The organism is Neolewinella persica DSM 23188, assembly GCF_000373105.1.
In the GTDB taxonomy this organism is placed as follows: Bacteria; Bacteroidota; Bacteroidia; order Chitinophagales; family Saprospiraceae; genus Neolewinella; species Neolewinella persica.
Window position 1 is genome coordinate 23564 of the sequence record NZ_KB890453.1, and the last position, 20598, is coordinate 44161.

A 20598-nucleotide genomic window follows, 5' to 3' on the forward strand; every position below is an offset into this window, starting at 1 on the left:
AGTCCCTTCCCTGCACCCGCGTCCCCGCCCAATTCTCCAAACTATTCAATCTGTAAGCCCTGCTCCTACCGGTTAGCCGTTCGCACCACCTTGTGTACAAATTTTAGTTTATTCCGAACATCAGCATTAACAACAAAAGGGTAAAGATCAGGCCGGCCCATGCCCCGGTTGAGGCTGTTAACCGCGAAAGTAAGGGGAATACAGGCTTTCAGTATCTTGTCCATTTCCGACTCATTGTAGGGGTCAAAACTCGCTTCAATGTTCATCATTTGGTCTGGGCCAAGAGGAGGATTAAGCGAAAGGCCGAAGGCATGGGCGGTCTCCAACATGTCCATCAGGTGCAGGTAGTGTGCCCAGGTTTCGGCCCAGTCTTCCCAAGGGTGAGCTGTAGCGTAAGAACTGATAAAGTGTCGTTGCCAGTCTTGGCGAGGTCCGTTTTTATAATGCTGTTCCAATGCTTCACCATAATCGGCGCGTTCATCTCCGAAGAGATTTCGGAAGGCAGTGAGGGTGAAATCGTTTTCTGCGACCAGCAGGTCCCAGTAGTAGTGGCCGACTTCGTGTCGGAAATGTCCGATCAGGGTTCGGTACCGCTCTTTCATGGCCAGCCGGGTGGCTTCCCGGTGTACGGAGTTCGCCTCTGCCGTATTGAGGGTGATCAAACCGGCATCGTGTCCGGTCATGACGGGGTCCTCCTGGTCGGCATCGGCAAGGAAGTCAAAGGCTAACCCACGGTAGGGGGCCTCGTCCTTTCCAATGACGGGTAAACCCATGCGTTGAAGGGCGTAAACCAGCCGGTGTTTGGCTTTTTCCAGCCGTCGCCATTCCTCTAATTGCCTCAGGTTGCCAAGGTTAGGGATGGTATGGTTAAGTACGCAAGCCGTACACAGACCGGTAGGGTCATCAGCAGGAATCATCCAGTTGCAGACGTGGTGAACATGGTTGCTGCAGTATTTGTAGGGGCGATTTCCGGCTTCAGCTACGAGCCAGGTCTCACCGCCCGGGCTAAGGGCCAGCATCTTATCTTCAGCGTCAACGTACCCAAGCCAGGTCTGGCAGCTCTCGCAGGTGACGTTCTCAAAATAAACAGGGTGGTTACAGTTTTGACACTGATAGATTTTCATGGGTATAATTGTACATAGTGTAACACGGTGGAGGGGTGGCAAGTTTGAAAGGGGGCTCAGCGTGTTGGAGGGGATTTGCGGCAATTGTATCGGTTGACGACTTTCCCAGAAGTCGTAGTTTTAAAACTAAGATAAGCAGTATTCGAAAATGAAACATAAATTGTTTTAAGTAAAATGTTTTACGTATATTTGTTCTGTGCAAGCTTCTCCCCAATTCCGCCCCGGCCGCGGTGCCCAAATCAACACTGCCAACCCCTACCACAACCTGCGTTACGACGAGTTGCCGGATGCGGAGGACGAATTACGGACAGAATTCATCCCCACGTATCCTAAAACAATCCTAAATAAAATTACCAGCCCGGACCTGGGCAACGGTTATGGTCTTAATCCCTACCAAGGATGTGAGCATGGTTGTGTTTACTGTTTTGCCCGAACCACGCATACTTATTGGGGGTACAGCGCGGGACTGGACTTTGAGCAAAAGGTCCTCTATAAAGCCACTGCTCCCGGTTTACTCCGTAAGACTTTGCTGAAGAAGAGTTACGAACCAATGCCCATCATGCTATCGGGGAATACGGATGCCTACCAGCCGGCCGAACGAACGATGAAAATTACCCGGCAGTGCCTTGAAGTTTTACAGGACCTGCGCCATCCGGTAGGCCTGATTACCAAAAACAGTTTGATCGTACGTGATATAGACATCCTTGAAGAGATGGCAAAGGACAATCTGGTACACGCCTGCCTCAGTATCACTACCCTGGATGAGGACGTTCGCCGGATGCTGGAGCCACGCACCTCCAGCATCGCCCAAAGATTCAAAGCGGTAGAAGCCCTCAGTTCAGCGGGTATTCCCGTTACCGTCAATATTGCACCAGTTATTCCCGGGCTGACGGACCATGAATTGTTTGGCATTGCCCAACGTGCCCGGGAGGCCGGAGCCCGACGCATCGGTTACTCGATTGTCCGGCTCAATGACGACATCGGAACCATCTTCACCAACTGGGTACACCAGGCCTATCCCGACCGGGCTAATCGTATCCTTAACCGTATCCGGGATTGCCGTGGTGGTGAACTGGGAGAGAAGCGATTCGGCGTCCGCCACCGGGGAGAAGGGGAGATCGCGGAGATGATTGGGCGACAGTACAAACTTGCGAAACGATTACATTTCCCCGAGGGGGAATTCGAGTGGCCTGCTTATGATTTTAGCGGCTTTGAATTACGGCGAAAACCGCAGCTAAGCTTATTTTGAAGAAAGGAAGCCGATAAAACTGGTGCTGCCTGGCGCGAAAAAATACCCCATTAAGGGGTGATCTTTTTTTCGATATACCCGTTGCAGCGCTATGAATAACTACAAAATGATCGTTTTTCTTGACAGCCTGAGGGCTGGTCATGCATACCTCGAACTTTTAAAGCCTGGAGAGCAGCAAGGAGAGACTTTTGGTTTTTATCCTGCCAAAGCTGACGAGAAAAAAGAAGTGCTTTTCGGAAAAGGTAGCGTACGTAAAGACGCTGAACGATTGGAAAGTAGCGGAAAAGACTCCAAGATTCGGCAGACGGGTAAAACCGTTCACCTAACTAAAAGCGAATTTGATCAGGCCGTTGCGTTTATCGAAAAACAACAACGCAAGCCTAACTTATATTTTCTTGTAGGGTACAACTGTATTGATTTTATCCAGAATGTACTCCAGGCCGCTATGGGCAAGGATGCGCCCTCATTTTTGGAGCTGTATGACCATGCCGAGTTGGAGCAGTTATCCTGGGTTGGAGTTTATGCACGCATTGAAAAAGTAATGGGGGCAGGAACCAGTAAACTAGAATTTTAGTGATTGAAAGATTGGAGTTGCTTCTTTCATTTACATTTCCTCCAGCGATTACGACAATGGCCTAAGTGTTAGAATTCTTCGCTTTTAGCGCTTTTTTCCCGTTATTACCTGGAACTTTACTTCTTGGTTCTTTTGTTTTTTTGACCTTTCCTCATCCGTCCCCTCCCGACAAAACCGATGGGTCCATAAATCTCGTAACTGGTTTTTTCCCACCTTTGCGATATGTCAGCCAGCTCTACCGCTATCCTTCTCTTTTCCCGCACGGCCTCGGCCGAGGCGAAGGTGAAGAGTTTTGGTGCGGGCCAAAGGGGGAATAGTCGGATTGCCCGGGGGCTGATTGAACGAACTAAAGCCACGCTGGCCAAGACCGGATTACCAGTATTTCGCAGTTGTGAAACCAATCAGGTAGAAGGTAACTTCGGCCAGCGGCTCACCAATGCGATGGCCCAGGTCTATGCCGAAGGCTTCGAACGGGTGCTGGTCGTTGGCAATGATTGCCCTTCCGTCCTTCCTTCGCACCTGCGCGCCGCCGCCCAAATGCTCGAACAGGGGCAAAATGTCCTCGGCCCCGATCGCCGCGGTGGCGTCTGGCTGATCGGCCTGCAACGTACTGATTTTATCGCCGGCGAACTGATCAACCTCAGCTGGGAAACCCCCGGGCTTTACGCCGATATGACGGCAATGTTCCCGGAAGCAATTGATTTTGCCAGTCTGGGCGACCTAAATTCGCTTGAAGACTTGCGCCAGAATTGGTTCTACCTAAGGAGACAACTGGCTGAGTTATTTGATCTGCTGCTTATCTCCGAAGCGACCTTCGCAACGCCGGTAGTACAAACCGAACGGGTCGCGGTGTCGCGCCGTTTGGGCAGGGCACCACCCGTGTAGCGGCGGCTTCAGCCGCCACGCTCAATAATTGAGCTCGGTAAGCTTACTTTTCCATTATTCAAGTCTGTTTTTATGCTTCGCACTCGCTTGTGGGCCACTTTGGTTGGCCTGCTATTTACCGTCGTTTTATCGGCGCAAGTATCGGGTATCGTAATTGATGCTGAAACCAAAGAACCACTAATTGGGGCGTCGGTTCTGCCTCCGAATGGCTACGAAGATCCGACCGTAACGGATCTGGATGGTCGTTTCTCATTCCAATATTATAAAGGGAACGAGGGTGGTTACCTTTCCGTTAGTTATACTGGTTACAAATCGGAACGTATCAATTTGGGCGCGGACGCAGGTGCATGGAAAGGTCTTACAATAGCATTGCAACCCGGAGCTGACTTAGGTGAAGTAGTAGTCACCGCCCTGGGCCTAAAGCGGGACAACCGCGAACTAGGCTACGCCGTCCAACAAATCGATGGCGAGGCCCTTACCGACGTGCAAGCCGTCAATTTTCTCGATAACCTCGCCGGCCAGGTAGCCGGCCTGCGCGTAACCGCCGGTGCTACGGGCGTAGGCTCCACCAGCCAAATCGTGATCCGGGGGCAATCCTCCTTCACCAACAACAACCCGCTGTTCGTCGTCGACGGAACACCGATCAACAACAATACCATCATCAACCTGACCAACGAGGCCGCCGCCGGCTTTCAGGAAGTCGACTTTGGTAACGGTGCCATGGAAGTCAACCCGGCCGACATCGAATCCGTCAGTATCCTAAAGGGCGCTTCGGCGGCGGCGCTGTACGGCACCCGGGCCGCCAACGGCGTGGTCCAGATCACTACCAAATCCGGAGGCCGTAAGCCAGGCCTTGGCATCAGCTTCAACAGTAGCTTGACGGTCGACAACCCCTTCCAGTTGCCTGAGGTACAGAACGAGTTTGGCCAGGGACAGGGCGGACAGTTCGAGTTCGTCGACGGCCTGGGTGCCGGCACTTCCGACAACATCACCTACAGCTACGGTCCCCGCCTCGACCAGGGGCTAAACATCGCCCAGTTCGACAGCCCGGTGACCTTGCCCGACGGCAGGGTAGTGCGCGGCGGCGATGTGGCCGTACACGGTGGCGTACCCATCACACCCTCTCCCTGGGTCAGCAATCCCGACAACGTTAAAGATTTCTACGAAACCGGAACTACCTCCATCAATAGCCTCGCCATCAGCGGCGGCGGTGACTATGGCGATTTTCGCCTGTCAGCCACCGACCTGCGCTCCAAAAGCTACATCCCCGGCGTCAACCTGAACCGCAAGAACATTTCCGGTAAATTCGGCTTCCGGCCTACGGATAAGCTGACGGTGAATGCGAACATCAACTACGTCAACAGCCAGTCGGACAACCGGCCAGCGGCCGGTTACGGTTCCGAGAACATCGGCTACAGCCTTACCGCCTGGTACCCCCGGCAGGCCAATACAGAATCGCTGCGAAACTACTGGCAGCCCGGCCTGGAAGGCACGCAGCAGTACAGCTTTAACTACACTTTCTTCGACAATCCGTTCTTCATTCTACAGGAGAACCGCAACAGCTTTAACCGGGACCGCCTGTTTGGCAACGTTTCTGCCAGCTACGAATTCAGCCCAACCTTGCGGGCCACCGTTCGCTCCGGTATGGATTACAGCAACGAACAACGGCAGTTTCGTCGCAACTTCAGCTCGAACCGTTTCGTCCAGGGAGGTTACGCAGAGAACGACGTTTTTTACCGCGAAAACAATACTGACCTTTTGCTCGACTACCGCCCTAATCTGGCGGGGAACTTCAGTCTTAATCTTCTTGGTGGCGCAAACCGTCTCGACCAAACGGCCCGCAATACGCAGAGCCAGGCCAACACTTTGGCGCAGCCCGGGATCTTCCGCCTTAGCAATGCCGCCAGCCCGGTAGAGATATTTGATCAGGTGGCCAATAAACGGATCAACAGTGTATACGGCCTGGCCAAAATCGGCTATAAAGACTTCCTCTTTCTCGACGTTACCGGACGTAACGACTGGTCTTCCGCTCTGGCTACGCCGACCAATGCGGATAACACGAGCTTTTTTTACCCCTCCGTCAGCCTCAGCTTCCTGGCCGATCGGGTCCTGAACCTGCCAACCAGCGTCAGCTTCCTGCAGTTGCGGGCCAATTGGGCGCAGGTCGGCAACGATACCGATCCCTACCGGACAAGTTCGACCTTCGTGGCACAGACACCTTTTGGCGGTCAACCAACCTTCACGGAACAGGCTGTGCTGGCCGCGCCCGGCTTACTGCCTGAGCAAATAACCAGTGCGGAATTTGGCTTCGACGCCCGTTTCCTGGACGACCGGATCGGCCTGGATGTAACCTACTATAACCAGACCACCGAAAACCAGATCCTTAGCCTGCCCGTACCCTTATCTTCCGGCTACCGGGAGCAGATCGTGAATGGGGGGAAAGTGAGTGCTTCCGGGTTAGAGGCTGTTTTGAGCCTGCGTCCGATATGGAACACCGGTTTCAAATGGACCAGCCGCTTTAACTTCAGTACGACAAAGGCAACGGTGGATGAGTTGCCCAACGGGACGGAACGATTTACTTTGGCCTACAGCCGTGTCTACAACTCCGTAAACCAGACGGTATTCTTCATCATCGAGGAAGGTGGAGAGATCGGAGACATATGGGGAACGGGCTACCTCCGAAACGACGATGGCAATCTGGTGCTGAACAGTTCAGGTGGCTTCATTGCCGACAATAACCTGAAAAAACTAGGCAACGCTAACCCGGATTTTATCCTGGGCTTTCAGAACAACTTCCGGGTGGGGAACTTTGACCTGGGCGTATTGCTTGACTGGCGACAGGGTGGCCAGATCGTAAGCAGGACGCTGGCCCTGGCCGGCGTTGCCGGCCAGTTGGCGGAGACGGCGGACCGGCCGGAGGCCGGTTTTGTCATCGAAGGGGTCCAGAATACGGGTTCCAGCGATAACCCGGTTTACGTACAAAACACCACCCCCGTTTCCGCCGAAAGCTACTACCGTAGCTTCTACGATCGGAACCACGAGGAGAACAACGTCTATGATGCCAGCTACCTTAAAATTCGGGAAGTCTCTCTTACCTACCACATGAATCAAGATCAGTTAGCGGATAGTTTCCTGAGTGGGCTGGGCAGTCTGAGCGTGAGCCTGATCGGTCGGAACCTGTATGCTTTCTCGGCCATCCCACACTTTGATCCTGAGCAGTTCGCGATTCAGGGGCAGAACATCGTTGGTGGGGTGGAGGACATTTCTTACCCCTCTGCTCGGTCGTTTGGGCTTAACCTTGGGGTGGAGTTCTAAGTAGTGAGTTGGAGAGTTACTGAGTCACTGAGTTGCTGCCGCAAGTACCGTTCGCGGCGCTTCGCTTGCTCACCTAAGGCGAATGAGCGAAGCGAAATGAGTGGAAACAGCGGTAGCCACTCAGTGACTCACCAACTCACTCTGCACCCGCGTCCGCGCCAAAAAAATAAAAAAATGAAAAAGCTATTCCTCCTTTTATCCCTTCTCCCTTTTCTCCTTCTCTTCACCTGTACCAAGGACTTCGAGGCCATAAACACTAACGATAATGCACCCAGCGAAGTCCAGCCCGAATTGCTGCTACGCCAGGTATTATACGGCTACGGTGACGCGATGAGTTACGAAGGCTTCGTAGCTGGAAACTTGCTGAGTCAGCATTTCTCGATGATCGATTTTAACCTCTTTGACCGGCATGCGCTGAGCTCTCCGCAGGAAGGCGGTAATCCCTGGCCAATTCTCTATACTGCCCTGCGCGACAACGAGACCATCCTGCAATTGAGCCGTGAAAACCCCGCGCAATCGGTTTATGAAGGTCCTGCCTTGGTAATGAAGGCCTACCTGACCATGACACTAACTGATATGTTCGGTGATGTACCTTACTTTGATGCTTTTCAGGGCCGCTCGGCTGGTATCACCACCCCGAAATACGACACCCAGGAAGCTATTTACATGGAAGCTGGCGGAATTCTTGATAACCTGAGAGAGGCCGTGCGGGCAATGGACGACTACACTGGCGTTCAAACGCTACAAGGCGACTTGCTCTACGATGGGGACCTCGAAGGTTGGATTCGTTTCGCCACCAGCCTAAGGATCAAAGCGCTGATGCGCATCTCTGATCGCAGAGGGCCCGGTCTGGAGCTTAACTTTATTTTCCAAAGTGGCCGTTACCTGCAAACTAACGAGCAGAATGCTACCTTCGATTTTGCTGCAGGGCCGCCCAATAGCTTTCCGTTCGCCACGGCCCGCGTCGGTATCTTCAACGTATTCCTGATGAGTGAAACTGCACAGGAAATTTACGCCGACTCCGGCGATCCCCGCGTAGCGACTCATTTTCGCTCTAGTGCCGCGACCAATGAATTCAGCGGCATCATCAACGGCATTGATGCCTCTAGTGCAATCACACCCGACGATTTTGCCCGCCCCGGTACCATTTTTCGCGAAAATACTGGCGACCACGACTTCAACTTTATGACGGCCTGGGAAACCGATTTTTTACTGGCAGAAGCTATGTTGAAGGGATACGTAAATGCTAATGCACAGGAATCGTACGAAAGCGGAGTAACTAAAGCTTTCGATTACTGGCTCACCGATATGCCCGGCAACCACCTGACTCGCAGTTCCGCTGCCTGGGATGCAGATAACGGCCTTGAGCAAATCATCACCCAAAAATGGATCGCCAACATCGGAAACGCCTACGAGGGTTGGGCCGAGTGGCGACGGACCGGCTTCCCGGCCCTGAAACCAGTACAGGCAAGCCTGAATGCTGGCCTTTATCCCGTCCGAATGCCGTACCCCAGCGATGAGCAAGCGCTGAACTTCGAAAATTATCAGGTGGCTGCAGCGGCTACTGAGGATAACTCGGTTAATGTTCGGGTTTGGTGGGACACAGAGTAGTCTTGCGGTCTGTTGGTCTTGTAGGCTGCCGCATCGGGGTGCTCGCTTTGCTCGTTTTGCTCGTTTTGGGGAAACCATTAAGGAAGTAAGACATTAAGAGCTACACCAAGGTAGTCTTGTAGTTTGGTAGTCTTGTAGGCTGCCGCATTTTGGAGTAGAGAAACCTGCTCTGTTATCCTTCCCGGTTCAATTTTATTTCAACATATATAAACCAAGGTCTATCAATCTGCCAGACTACCAATCTATTAATCTAATGCAGTGGCTGCTAGTTGTAGGCTCCAGCCTACTCCTTTTCGCAGTTGCCCCAATGGCGCGAACGGCCGCCGAATTCTTCGGCGGCTCAAGGCGTGAACGGGCGCCTGGGCTAGTGGCACTAACGAGCAGCTTGGTTATCAGTTGGTTATTCGCCAAATCCATTACCAATGCGGCAAATCTTGGTCTGGCCTTCGGACTGGTAGGTGGCGTGGCCTACGGTGCCTATTACCTTAGTTTTGGTGTCGCAGGCTGGGTGATCTACCGGATGCGGACGGTGGGCGGATTCACGTCGATTCATCATTTCCTTTCGAGCCGCTTTGGTAAGGGAGCGATGATTATGTTTTCGCTCTTAATCTGTTTTAGGTTGTTCAACGAAGTATGGTCGAATACGATGGTGATTGGCAGCTACTTCGGTGGGGAGGGGGAGCCAGCTTATTACGCGGCGATCGTGGTCTTTACCTTGTTGACACTGGCGTATAGTTTGAAGGGGGGGATGTCATCGAGCATCCTCACCGACGTGATCCAGATGGCCTTGTTTGGGGTGTTGATCACGGTCATCTTACTGGCGGTTCTACCCCGGGTAGATTACCAGATTGCACCGATTATGTCGAGCGGAGAATGGACGATGGCGGCTGGCGGAAATTTATTGCTCGTAGCCATTTTGCAGAGTTTCAGTTACCCTTTTCATGATCCGGTAATGACGGACCGGGGCTTTTTGAGCGACCCAAAAACGACGCTGAAGGCCTTTTTCTGGGCCATGCCGATTGGTTTTATCTGCATCGTGTTGTTCAGCATTGTCGGCATTTATGGCGGGATTACTGGCGTACAGGGGCAGGCACCGGTTGAGGTCGCCAAGCTGCTGGGCGGCCCGATTTTATTAGTGATGAACTTCATCATGATTACCTCGGCGGCCAGTACGCTGGATTCGACGTTTACCAGTTTCGCCAAATTAGCGGTGATTGACTTAGGGGCGGGGCCGCAGGTGCAAGGGAAGTTACTTGCAGGGCAAGCCATCGACGAGATTGGTTCCCCATCATTTATGCTGGAGCCTTCATCGGAGGAAGAATTAACCGGAGGGGAGAAGGATAAAGCGAACCTCGCGTGGTTTATCTATCCATATACCACCAACCCTGTCTCCGCCGGTCGCCTGGCCATGGCTCTGATCACCATTTTAGGGACGATTCCGGTTTTCCTTGGCCCGGAAATACTGTCAGCTACAACCGTATCCGGTGCTATGGTTGCGGGTTTGGCACCAGTGTTTTGCTTATGGCGCCTCAAAGCACCACCCCTGAGTTTTTGGCTCTCTGTGGGCTTTGGTTTACTGTGTGGTTTCGCGTTGGTCTTCGGTTGGTGGCCGGAGGCTTGGACGGTCTCTACTGGTAAATACGCCGACTTGCTGGGGGTAACTATTCTGGAGTTAATCGGGTGTTCCATGCTATTTTTGCTTCCCCTGGCCTGGAATAAGGTGCGTTTTACCTGAGGTTATCTTTTGTGTTGAGAAACATTAATGGGTACTGCGTAATTCTTCGACCGCTTTCAGATAAGGTTAGGAACTTGCCAGAATTTTAACCTTCGAACATGTTCGAAGGTGCGTGCAACAAAACGTTACTTCCCACCTATATTCGCAATATGGATAAGACGTCCCCTCTGACCTGGCAAGAATTCACCCGCGTCCAAATGCACGTAGGCACAGTTCTGAGCGCTGAACCATTTCCCGAAGCTAGCAATCCGAGTTACAAGCTAAGGATCGACTTCGGTCCGCTCGGAGAGCGGAAGACCTCTGCGCAGATCACCGATCGGTACCTGGCCGAGGAATTGGTTGGTCGGCAGGTGATCGCTGTACTGAATTTTCCGCCGAAGCAGATTGCTAATATGATGAGTGAATGCCTCGTTTTGGGCGGCATAGAAGGGAAAGTGGTTACCTTGCTGCGGCCGGATAAGGCAGTAGCTAACGGTACGAGGGTTGGATAACCCCGACAACTGACAACCAGACAACTTGATAACCAGATAACTGGACCATTATGCAAAGAAGAAAATTCATCACAACCGCAGCTGCTGCGCTTCCCCTAAGTCTTGGCGCTATAACAACGCCATCAGGTTCTGCTGCTGAAGAACGACAACTGATCGAACTGCGTACCTACGAAATTAAATTCGGAGGCAGCGGTCAGGGTGTCCTGATGACTTACCTCAAAGAGGTGCTGGAACCCGCACTGAAACGACTCGGTTGTCCGACTTTTCGGGTGATGAAAGAACTCGGTAATGAGGAACCTGCTAAGGTATGGGTGCTTATCGCTTACCCTAACGCCGAGGCTTATCTGGCCGGCCAGCACCTGAATGCGGATGCAGGATACCGGGAAGCAGCCACGAAGTACAACACCGTCCCGGCTGATAAACCTGTGTATAACCGGTTCTCTTCCCAACTGCTGCACGCTTTCCAGGGGATGCCCCTGGTGGCAAACCCCGGCGATGATGCCGGCCTTTTCGAGTTACGCACCTACGAAGGCTATAGCGAAGATGCCTTGCGCCGTAAAACCGCGATGTTCAACGATGAAGAAATCAAACTTTTCCTCAAGGTTGGTCTTCACCCCGTCTTCTTCGGGAAAATGATTTCAGGCCCTTACCGTCCGAGCCTGGTGTACATGTTACACTTCAGGAATATGGAAGAGCGTAATGCCAACTGGAGTGTTTTCGGCAGTCATCCGGAATGGAAGGCGATGGTTGGACTGGAAAAGTATGCCAATTCGGTGTCCAATATTCGTAAAACGTTTTTGGTGCCGGCATAAGCAATAGCCTTATTACCTTAGCCCCATGCCCGTTTCTTCCCCTAATTCCTTCTCTGCCGTGTTACGCTTCCTGCGTTACAACTGGTTGTTTGTCGGCGGAACGTTGCTTTTGGTTTTGGCAAACATAGTTCTCATTGCTTCGTCTGCCCAGGGCGACGCCCTGGTCGCCATCAATAAACTGCGTACGGGGAATTGGGATACTTTCTTTAAGGTCGGCACTCATTTTGCGGAACCGGTGGCGTACCTGGGCGTAATCATCATAGTGACTGCCTTCAGCTACAGGCACGGAATTTTTACGATCGTAACGGGTGCGCTGGCGGGCGTCTTTTCTGGCATTTTAAAAGCTGTTTTTGCCCAGGCGAGGCCGATGCGCTGGTTTTTCGATAATTACGAAGAGATATGGCATTCCCTTAACCTGTTTGAAGAAAACTGGCGAAGTTGGGACCCCGATAGTAGTTTCCCCAGCGGGCATACTGCTTCAGCCTTTGCCCTGTATGGCTTTCTGGCGTTTACCGCCAGGAAACGTAAACTGTCGGTAAGCCTGCTGTGTTTTGGCCTTGCTGTAATGGTGGGGTTCAGCCGGATGTACCTCCTCTATCATTTTCTGCGCGACGTAACCGCCGGTGCATTTTTAGGGGTGCTCATCGGTGCCCTGGCCTACTATCTTCAAAAAGCTGCCTACCCCGAAGTAACCTGGCTTGATCGGGGGTGGTTGGACTTTTTTCGGAAACGGGAAGCTGCTTCTGGAAAAATTCCTCCTCCGGAATGAATCCTTGCTTTTTTAATCTTTCCTTTGCACCTGCGTCCGCGCCCATAATGGTCTATTGGTCATATTGGTCTATTGGTTCTTTAGCACCAATAGACCAAATAATACCAAAGAACCAATAGACCAACTAACCAATCATGACCATGTATCCATCCATTGCCGTTCTCAGAGAAGAGAAAACGCCCCCTGATAGCCGGGTTCCGCTAACGCCGCCACAAGTCGCTGAACTGAGAAGCCGGGGCATCGACATCGTCGTACAACCAAGTGATTGTCGTGCGTTCAAAGATCAGGAATACACCGAATTGGGGGTTCCTCTGGTTGAGGATATTACCGACCGCGACCTGCTGATCGGCGTGAAAGAAGTGCCGGTCGATAAACTGATCGACGGTAAAACCTACTGCTTTTTTGCCCACGTAGCCAAAGAGCAGCCTTATAACCAAAAACTGATGCGGGCTTTTCTGGACAAGGGCATTACCCACATCGATTATGAATACCTGACTGGCGACCACGGACGGCGGCTGATCGCTTTCGGATATTGGGCCGGAATGGTCGGTGCGCACAACGCTGTATGGACCTACGCCCAGAGAACGGGCGCTTTTGAATTACCCCGCCTGCAGGATCTTTACGACTACGCTGCGGCCAAAGAAGTTTACGCCAAACTCGATCTCCCACCACTGCGCATCGTGCTTACGGGCACCGGCCGGGTAGGGCAGGGCGCAGCGCAGGTATTGCACGACATGGGCTTTGACCGGCTGGGACCTAAAGACTACCTGTCCGGCATGGGCAAATCGGTATTCACGCAGCTCCACGTAAAAAACTACGCCCGACACGCGGAAGGGAAACCCTTCGACAAGGATCATTTTTATGCCCACGGAGAGGAGTACGAATCGGCCTTTGCGCCCTACATGAAATCTTCCGATATTTTTATCAACGGCATTTTCTGGGACGGTAAAGCCCCCGCTTTCTTTACGGCCGAGGAGATGACCGCTCCGGATTTCAACATCGAGGTCATCGGAGACGTCACCTGCGATATTGCTCCGGCGGCCAGCGTGCCTTCCACCCTCTTTGCCAGCACCATCGCCGATCCGGTTTTCGGTTACGACCCTGTCTCCGGAAAAGCAGTGGCTGCCCATGCCCCTGGCACCATCGACGTGATGTCGATCGATAACCTCCCCAGTGAGCTGCCGCGGGACGCGAGTACCGCCTTCGGCGCTATTTTCGTTGAGAAGATTTTGCCAGAATTTGCTAAACCTAAGTCCGCCATTCTGCGGCGGGCCAGCGTGACGGTGAAGGGGGAACTTGGGCCTCACTTTGGGTACCTGAGCAACTACGCAAAAAACAGCTGAGGGTAATCACTTACCCTCAGCTACTGAATCATTTACTAGGTAATTGGTGCATTACTACTCCACAATAAAGCGCCCGTACCGGAATTGAAAACCTGTAATCGACCATCATTACTTACTACTGCAAAATTGCCCGGTACACCTCTGCTAAATGCTGTCCAGAACCTTTCGGGACTACTGGCACTACTTCTCACGGAAAGATCTCCCTCTTTTGACATGAACAACGCAAGCCCAAGTCCTTGTTTACCATAGACTTTGCTTGTCCAAATTACATTTTTTTCCCAACGACCATGATCTTCGGTGGTGGAAAGTATGGTGTTCCCGTTCTCACCCTGGTAGAGCCAATACTTCCCATTCGAACTCACCATTTTCTCATTTATTTTTAGTGATTCACCTGGCAATAATACCCATCCTTTATCAACCATGTCAGGAGCACCAGTTCCAACATCCGGAAGTTTACATGCATTTACGGCATTGAGGACGGCCACTCCCAAGGCCCCAATACTGACAATCAGCATAGCTACCTGCAAGATAATGGCGACACCATCAGTGGCGATTAGTAATACAACCTGGAGTACGATGGTGAGTCCTAGTATCAACCAGTCATACCAATGCATGGTATTACGTATTTCTTTGAAAATAGCCTTGAGGCCAAATGTCCGCGTAAATGTTACGAATATGGCGTAGTAGGCTTTCGCCTTTGCCGCTGCATCGACGGCTCTTTCTACATTATGCACCAGGCTCCTGAAGACCGCTAAGGATCGCCTGATCAGCGGGGCAGTTTCGGTTACGAGCTTAGCAGCAGAACGCTCAGCTATTGCGCCTGGCAGGCCGATAGCTTGTATCACCAACATAACGGAATCGACGACCACCATTGTGATCGCGACGCCACAATCCAATGAGTCCCGTGGTGCAGTTGACCTTGTATTATTATGTTTTGAGTCATGGGCGGTAATTGTCCTAGTTATCTCTTGTATGGTATCTGCTCGTGATACAGGACCAATGCCCAAGTTAAGATTAAGGTTCCGCTTCTTACTGACGACATTATGAACATCTGTCTGCACCTGTTCGAAGTTGACTTGTTGTTGCTGCTCTGGCGTAAGCTCGAGGAAGAATTGGTCGTAGGCGACCCGAAGTTGAGGGGTCGTTTGCGCTAAGGTAGCCTGTCTGATAAGCATGGTGTCCTATTGTGTTGATGAAGGAATGGGTGAATATTCAGCCATCAGTTAGTGCTACACAAGCTGCCGCCAGTTAAACAGGGGATAGTACCTACAGGAACAGGTAGTTTAATTTTAATAACTCAGGTTCAATAGATACTTGTGGCCGTTTTTTGTTGGAGTAGGGTTGAAAAGCCAACTTTATTCCGGCATGGATCGAATACCGATAGCTTTGAGCACCTTAGTATGCGAATACTCATCACAATGCCCCTTCATCGCCTCGAATTCAATAACGGCATCTGACGTCGGGTTAGTCGTTTTCTTGAGAAAAGCGTCAAAATCCCGCATAGCGTTATTGAGATAATAATTATCCATGTCCCCCATCCAAACGTAGATTTTGCCCTGAACTTTTGGTCCAAGCTCCTCCCAATCGGCAGAAACCATCTTTAGTAAATCGTACTTTTCCCATTGTTTGGCAACGGTATGGTCGATGACGCCCGTAGTTGGATGGAACACCGGAACTGGAAGCCCGTCCTCGCCTCTGGGACTGTACAGTGCATTCCAGGATCCCCACTGCGAGCCGGAATCTACGTAGGTGCCCGAAGCGCCTTCCTTATTTTCATCGCTTACTTCCTTTTTAATGGAGAAAGCCGGTTCTCCGTATATGTCGCGCTTACTGGGGCGTTCATAGCCGTGCTTGTTAGTGAAGGCGTTTTCGTCCTCGTATATATCGATCAGCTGCATGCGATGAAAACTGACGGGGTCGGGGCTGTAGGAATAGCAACCGCTGAAGTCCTCCGGGTAGATGAGTTGCAGGGCCAGGGAAACCCAGCCACCGGTGGAGCAGCCGTCAGTGAAGCGTCCGGAGATACCCTGAGTCCGATATTTTGCGTCGATGGCCGGGATGATTTCTTTAATCAACGCGTCACCGTAGGGGCCGCTGTTGTCTGAGTTTAGTTGGTAAGGATCACCGTAGGGGCCTTGTCCGTTCAGAAAAACGGTGATGACCTGTGGAGCAGTTTTAGAGCTCCACCAGCTGTTGAATTCTTTGTCGCTTAACAACCGGTTAACCCTGGTATAGCGGCCGCCGTAACCGGCAATATTGTACCGGACGGGGTATTGTTTTTTCTTGTCTTTAGCGTAACCTGAAGGAAGTAATACCGCCGCATTAACGACGGTTGGCTTGTTATTAAAAGCAGTTAGCACCGGACTTTCGTAGGAGAACTCTTCCAGGAGCTCGTGCTCAATAAGGGGCCTTTGGACCGGAGCTGCCTCGTCAGTTTGCGTATTGGAGGTGTTTTGGGCGCGGACGCAGGTGCAAAGGAGGACTAGGAGCGCAAGGAGGGGTAAGCGGGAGGCTTTCATTGGTAAATCGATTTTGGAAACAATGCTAAATTTAACACGCTTCCGGGAACTTGGAGACAGAAACTGGAGGCCAGGAGCTGATGGCCGGTACGTGGCTCCGAATTATCCCCGCCAAAAACTTGGCAACTAACCATAGGTTGCGTACGTTAGAGCGGCAACCAACGTACCAACCATGAAAAAGCAGATAAAAACGGGGATGATCCTGCTGGCTGAACCCTTCATGCTGGATCCGAATTTTAAGCGTGCCGCCGTGCTCCTGGTTGATCATGGTGAAGATGGCAGCATCGGATTCGTTCTCAATCGGGAAAGCGATGTACGGGTGGACGAGCTGGTCGACGAATTCCCTGAGTTTGACGCACCGGTCTTCGTCGGCGGCCCGGTGGGCCGCGATACCGTCCATTACTTACACCGAAAAGGAGACCTGCTGGAAGGAAGCGATGAGGTCGTCTCCGGGGTATATTGGGGTGGAGACTATGAAAAATTGAAGTTCCTCATTCGGCAGGGACTGATACTGCCCCACGATATTCGTTTTTTTGTCGGCTACAGCGGCTGGTCAGAGAACCAGTTGGACGAAGAACTGGTGAACGGCAGTTGGGTGACCGCCCGCATGGATGCCAACTACCTCTTTCAATCTTCTCCCGACGTTTTGTGGAGCAAGGTCATGGATAATAAAGGCAATGCCTTTTCTGTGATTGCGGATATGGACGAAGAGGCTAAGTATAATTAGTCTTTTGACGCGAATCAAGCGCTAAAATAAGTACTTATCTGTTGAAACAGTCGCGTCAGCAATCAAATGATGAATAATTGACCGCCGCAGGCAGCAGCGAAGCTAATGGCTACCGCAAGTACCGTTCACTGCGCTACGCTTGCTCACCATGGCGAACAAAGCGTAGCGAGGTGAGTGGTTAGTGCGGTAGCGTATTCTCTTATTCAATTATTCTCTCCCTAAATTATTAGCTGAATCCCAGGCTAGTTGTAAAGTAAAAAGACTCACTTTAGCGCTTGATTCGCGTTTGTAGTCTTTTGGTCTAGTAGTGCTACCGCATAGGTATTGAGTTAGCCCACCAGACAACCTTAGTGTAGCCCTTAATGTCCTACTGCCTTAACGGTTCTAATCTACGAGCGAAGCGAGCTCCCCTATGCGGGAGCCTAAAAGACCACAAGACTACTGAACTACAAGACTAAACCACCTCCCGAACTACCCCCGGCACCTCCATCACCAAATCCGGACCATACATCCCCGCAGGTGTTTGGTAACCAGCTTCAAACTCCCCGTTAAGAACTTTCCGGGTAATGAGTAAGGATGTTATAGCCGTTAGGGTATACCCCTCAGGCGTCCGCAGGCGGGCACGTACTATTTCACCGTGGGCGTTGCTTGCTTCGCCATAGATGTAAGCTTCTCCCTTGGTGCGCTGCTCGTCCGTAGGCCCGGCGGGGCGGGCGGCGACTTTGCGACGAAGGAATGATTTGACCATCGGCAGGCGCAGAATCGGGCCCAGGTACCGGCTGGCTTTCATGAACATAATCTGAGCGGGAGGTGTGGAAAAGTAAGTCTCGATGTCTGGTATACCAGTGGTGTGGTAAGCTGTGAAAACGTCACCCCACGGAATGGTTACTGCTGTCCGTTCCTTGCCAGCAACGAAGGGGAAGTCCCGGACTTTGTAAGCTGGCCTCACCGGCACGATTTTGCCGTTTTTACGCACGGCTCCCGGCTCTCCCAGGCCTTCAACCATCGTCATTGCAGTACCGTGGCTAACGCCGCCGCCTTTCCAGGCAAAGGCCAGGGTAAGATGGTCTGAAGAGGGAAGTAGTTGTTTGAGGTAGGCGGCCATGCAGTCGGTCGGGACCACATCGAAGCCAACCCCTGGCATAAGCATAACGCCTTTGGCCTTCGCTGCTGCATGGAGAGACTGGGCTGCAGCGAAAGCTGCGATTTCTCCGGTAATGTCCAGGTAGTGTACACCCGTTGCCAGGCAGGCCTGATGCATTGGTCCTGAAGTATGTATGAACGGCCCTGCAGCGTGTAAGACTACCTTGAACTGGCTGACAATTTCCGTCAACGATACTTTATCTTCCAGGCTCACAGCCCGAAAGGGGAACCCAAATTCTTCCGCCATCGCCCGCAGCTTCTTTTCATTGCGACCGCTCAGCGTGGGGCGTAGTCCGTAATCCGCAGCCATGCGGGTGATCAATCGGCCGGTATACCCATAGGCACCGTAGAGCAGGAATCCGTTCATGCTGCAGGATAAGTAGAATTAATGAAATGGTTTTGAAGAATTGCTTCAGCCCTACCGCCGCCGTTTCTTATTTCGCAATTTCGGACGGCTCCATTCTTCTTTTTGTGCAAACTCCACGATTTGCTTCATGAAAGCAACCATGCTTAAAAAAACCAGGTATCCTAAAGTTACCACGAAGAATATCCATTTGTAGGAACCCGCTTCTCCGATCGAAAGACCGCTAAAGCCCCAGGCCAGCAATCCGGAACCGATAGCTAGCCCGGCAAAGGAGTAAATGCTCCGCCCCCAGTACTTCATCAAATCTTTGGAGGTCGCACTCATGATGGCGTTAAAGAGGGCAAAAAGTAAAAGGAAACTTGCGGCACAGAGCCACGGCCAACGGTTAGAGACCAGCTCTTCGGTACCAGAAGATACGAGCGCGCCCAACAAAATGGCAATGAACACGGCAACTAACGATCCTGCAGCTTGATACACCGGATCGATTTCCTTCTCGAAGATTGATGTGTTTTCCATCGGTTCTTACTTTTGTCCTCCTAACGCGACAACCACGTTATTGTTACGAATAAGAACTGATTGTTTTAGCTATGTCTCCACTCCTGACAAGTACTGCCTACTTTCCTCCTGCTCATTGGTTTGTCTTAGCCAGCGAATGCGGTGCCTGGTACACCGAGGCCCACGAAAATTACCAGAAGGGAGGCTGGCGTAATCGCTGCCGCATCGCCGGACCCAATGGCGTACAATTATTGTCTATCCCACTGGAGAAGGGGAAACACCAGAAAAAGCCCATTCAGGAAGTTAGGATCAGCTACCGTAATGAATGGTGGCGGGAACACGAGCAGGCCATCAAAACAGCTTACGGTCGTTCCCCTTTCTTTGAGTACTATGCCGAGGAACTATTTGACGTTGCTCGATCCCGGCCGGCGACCCTCTGGGACTTAAATCAGGAGCTGACGGAAGTGGTACTTAGGTTGGTACACTGGGACGTGCCCCGGTTGGAAACGGAGACTTTTATCTCGGGAGAAACTCCGGGTTTTAACCGGGTTAAGCAGCCGGCAGCTAGCCTGACACCTTATCCCCAGGTCTTTACGGATCGCCATGGTTTCTTACCTGGCTTGTCCGTGCTGGATGCCTTATTCTGCTTAGGTCCGCAATTGGTTACAAGCCAAATTGCTCCCCAAAATCCGCCACCTGGAAACCCTGCCTGATCACTTCTGTGTTTTCATCGCTTTCCGGTGCCAGTAGCCTATTCGTATGGTTGAAATGTATGAAGTTGATCTTTGCTTTCTCGGCTGCGCTTAGCGCAGCGAAGCGTTGCATACTCTCGCTGACGAAGGGGTGGGGGACCTGGGAGATGTCCCGGGTGTTAAGTTCTGCCGCGTCGTAGAAGGTGCCGTCTAAAAACGCATAGTCCACTTCGGCAATGAGGTCCTCAATCCGCCGATCCCATTTTTCCCATTTATCGATGTCGGGAATGAACAAGGCTTTTTGGTTGGGGCCGCTAATGAGGTAACCCACGGTCTCGGAGAACTCATCGCGATGCGGCACCGTGAAGGGCGTTACTTGTAGTTGTGGGGTGAGTTGAATGGTGCTGTCTGCGGCCAAATCCTTTATGGCGATGTTGTTAGTACTTACCAGCTGGCTCCAGGGGCCGTCGTTGGTCAGGAAACCGCGCATGCGGGGCATGGCGTAGACCGGTACCTGGTTAGCGTTGGTGGCTTCCTTCCCCAGGTACATCAGGCCAGCGTAATGACCGATGTGTGCATGAGTAAGGAAAATCCCGTTGGGTAATTCCTGGTCAACACCTGCGGCGGTTTTCAGCGCTTTAGCTTGCCGGGGAAAATCGGGGCTGGCCTCAAACAGGTAGGTTTTGCCGCTTATTCGGTCGATGAGGCCCAGGCTGGTTACCTGACGTTTAGGATCGGGGTTGTCGAAGA

Annotated in this window: 18 protein-coding genes; 12 read left to right on the plus strand and 6 right to left on the minus strand. The window is 52.0% G+C overall.

Going from position 1 to position 20598, the window contains the following annotated elements; translation table 11 throughout:
* Positions 1–65: 65 nt before the first annotated feature.
* Positions 66–1124: a zinc-binding metallopeptidase family protein gene (locus tag B036_RS0121225; protein WP_020570751.1), complete on the minus strand. Its 1059-nt coding sequence runs from the start codon at positions 1122–1124 to the stop codon at positions 66–68.
* A gap of 196 nt (positions 1125–1320) precedes the next feature.
* On the opposite strand from B036_RS0121225, the gene B036_RS0121230 reads away from it, so the two are divergent.
* The 10 genes from B036_RS0121230 (at position 1321) to B036_RS0121275 (ending at position 13908) form a co-directional block, all read left to right on the plus strand.
* A complete protein-coding gene (locus B036_RS0121230; RefSeq protein WP_020570752.1) occupies positions 1321–2373 on the plus strand; it encodes a PA0069 family radical SAM protein in 1053 nt (350 codons plus the stop codon).
* Positions 2374–2464: 91 nt separating this feature from the next.
* Positions 2465–2947, plus strand: a complete 483-nt coding sequence (locus tag B036_RS0121235; RefSeq protein WP_020570753.1) for a hypothetical protein — start codon at positions 2465–2467, stop codon at positions 2945–2947.
* A 222-nt stretch (positions 2948–3169) separates the two neighbouring features.
* On the plus strand, positions 3170–3832 hold the full coding sequence (locus B036_RS32450) for a TIGR04282 family arsenosugar biosynthesis glycosyltransferase (RefSeq protein ID WP_020570754.1): 663 nt from the start codon (positions 3170–3172) through the stop codon (positions 3830–3832).
* Positions 3833–3904: 72 nt separating this feature from the next.
* Positions 3905–7147: a SusC/RagA family TonB-linked outer membrane protein gene (locus tag B036_RS0121245; protein ID WP_020570755.1), complete on the plus strand. Its 3243-nt coding sequence runs from the start codon at positions 3905–3907 to the stop codon at positions 7145–7147.
* A 174-nt stretch (positions 7148–7321) separates the two neighbouring features.
* Positions 7322–8758 carry a SusD/RagB family nutrient-binding outer membrane lipoprotein gene (locus tag B036_RS0121250; protein WP_026232206.1) on the plus strand — a complete coding sequence of 479 codons (1437 nt, stop codon included), beginning with the start codon at positions 7322–7324 and terminating at the stop codon, positions 8756–8758.
* A gap of 253 nt (positions 8759–9011) precedes the next feature.
* Positions 9012–10493 (plus strand): SLC5/6 family protein, encoded by a 1482-nt coding sequence (locus B036_RS0121255; protein ID WP_020570757.1) that lies wholly within the window; start codon positions 9012–9014, stop codon positions 10491–10493.
* A 149-nt stretch (positions 10494–10642) separates the two neighbouring features.
* Complete coding sequence (locus B036_RS0121260; protein ID WP_044103415.1) at positions 10643–10984, plus strand: tRNA-binding protein; 342 nt, start codon at positions 10643–10645, stop codon at positions 10982–10984.
* A 50-nt stretch (positions 10985–11034) separates the two neighbouring features.
* The gene (locus B036_RS0121265) at positions 11035–11796 is read left to right on the plus strand and encodes an NIPSNAP family protein (RefSeq protein WP_020570759.1); all 762 of its coding nucleotides are present in this window, start codon (positions 11035–11037) and stop codon (positions 11794–11796) included.
* Positions 11797–11821: 25 nt separating this feature from the next.
* Positions 11822–12565, plus strand: a complete 744-nt coding sequence (locus tag B036_RS32455) for a phosphatase PAP2 family protein (RefSeq protein ID WP_020570760.1) — start codon at positions 11822–11824, stop codon at positions 12563–12565.
* Between the two features lie 134 nt (positions 12566–12699).
* Positions 12700–13908: an NAD(P)-dependent oxidoreductase gene (locus tag B036_RS0121275; protein WP_020570761.1), complete on the plus strand. Its 1209-nt coding sequence runs from the start codon at positions 12700–12702 to the stop codon at positions 13906–13908.
* 35 nt (positions 13909–13943) lie between these two features.
* On the opposite strand, the gene B036_RS0121280 is transcribed toward B036_RS0121275, so the two are convergent.
* Positions 13944–15083, minus strand: a complete 1140-nt coding sequence (locus B036_RS0121280) for a hypothetical protein (RefSeq protein WP_020570762.1) — start codon at positions 15081–15083, stop codon at positions 13944–13946.
* 180 nt (positions 15084–15263) lie between these two features.
* Positions 15264–16427: an alpha/beta hydrolase-fold protein gene (locus B036_RS30430; RefSeq protein WP_020570763.1), complete on the minus strand. Its 1164-nt coding sequence runs from the start codon at positions 16425–16427 to the stop codon at positions 15264–15266.
* Between the two features lie 172 nt (positions 16428–16599).
* Between B036_RS30430 and B036_RS0121290 the strand changes: the two genes are divergently transcribed.
* Positions 16600–17154: a YqgE/AlgH family protein gene (locus tag B036_RS0121290; protein ID WP_020570764.1), complete on the plus strand. Its 555-nt coding sequence runs from the start codon at positions 16600–16602 to the stop codon at positions 17152–17154.
* Between the two features lie 454 nt (positions 17155–17608).
* Here the strand turns inward: B036_RS0121290 and B036_RS0121295 are convergent, their stop codons facing one another.
* Both B036_RS0121295 and B036_RS0121300 read right to left on the minus strand, forming a co-directional pair.
* Complete coding sequence (locus B036_RS0121295; RefSeq protein ID WP_020570765.1) at positions 17609–18664, minus strand: saccharopine dehydrogenase family protein; 1056 nt, start codon at positions 18662–18664, stop codon at positions 17609–17611.
* Between the two features lie 51 nt (positions 18665–18715).
* Entirely contained in the window at positions 18716–19177 is a 462-nt protein-coding gene (locus B036_RS0121300) for a hypothetical protein (protein ID WP_020570766.1), read from the minus strand.
* A gap of 71 nt (positions 19178–19248) precedes the next feature.
* On the opposite strand from B036_RS0121300, the gene B036_RS0121305 reads away from it, so the two are divergent.
* Positions 19249–19869: a WbqC family protein gene (locus B036_RS0121305; protein WP_020570767.1), complete on the plus strand. Its 621-nt coding sequence runs from the start codon at positions 19249–19251 to the stop codon at positions 19867–19869.
* Here the strand turns inward: B036_RS0121305 and B036_RS0121310 are convergent.
* Positions 19820–20598: MBL fold metallo-hydrolase (locus B036_RS0121310; RefSeq protein ID WP_020570768.1), on the minus strand; the 779-nt coding region annotated here is incomplete at its 5' end. The genes B036_RS0121305 and B036_RS0121310 overlap by 50 nt on opposite strands.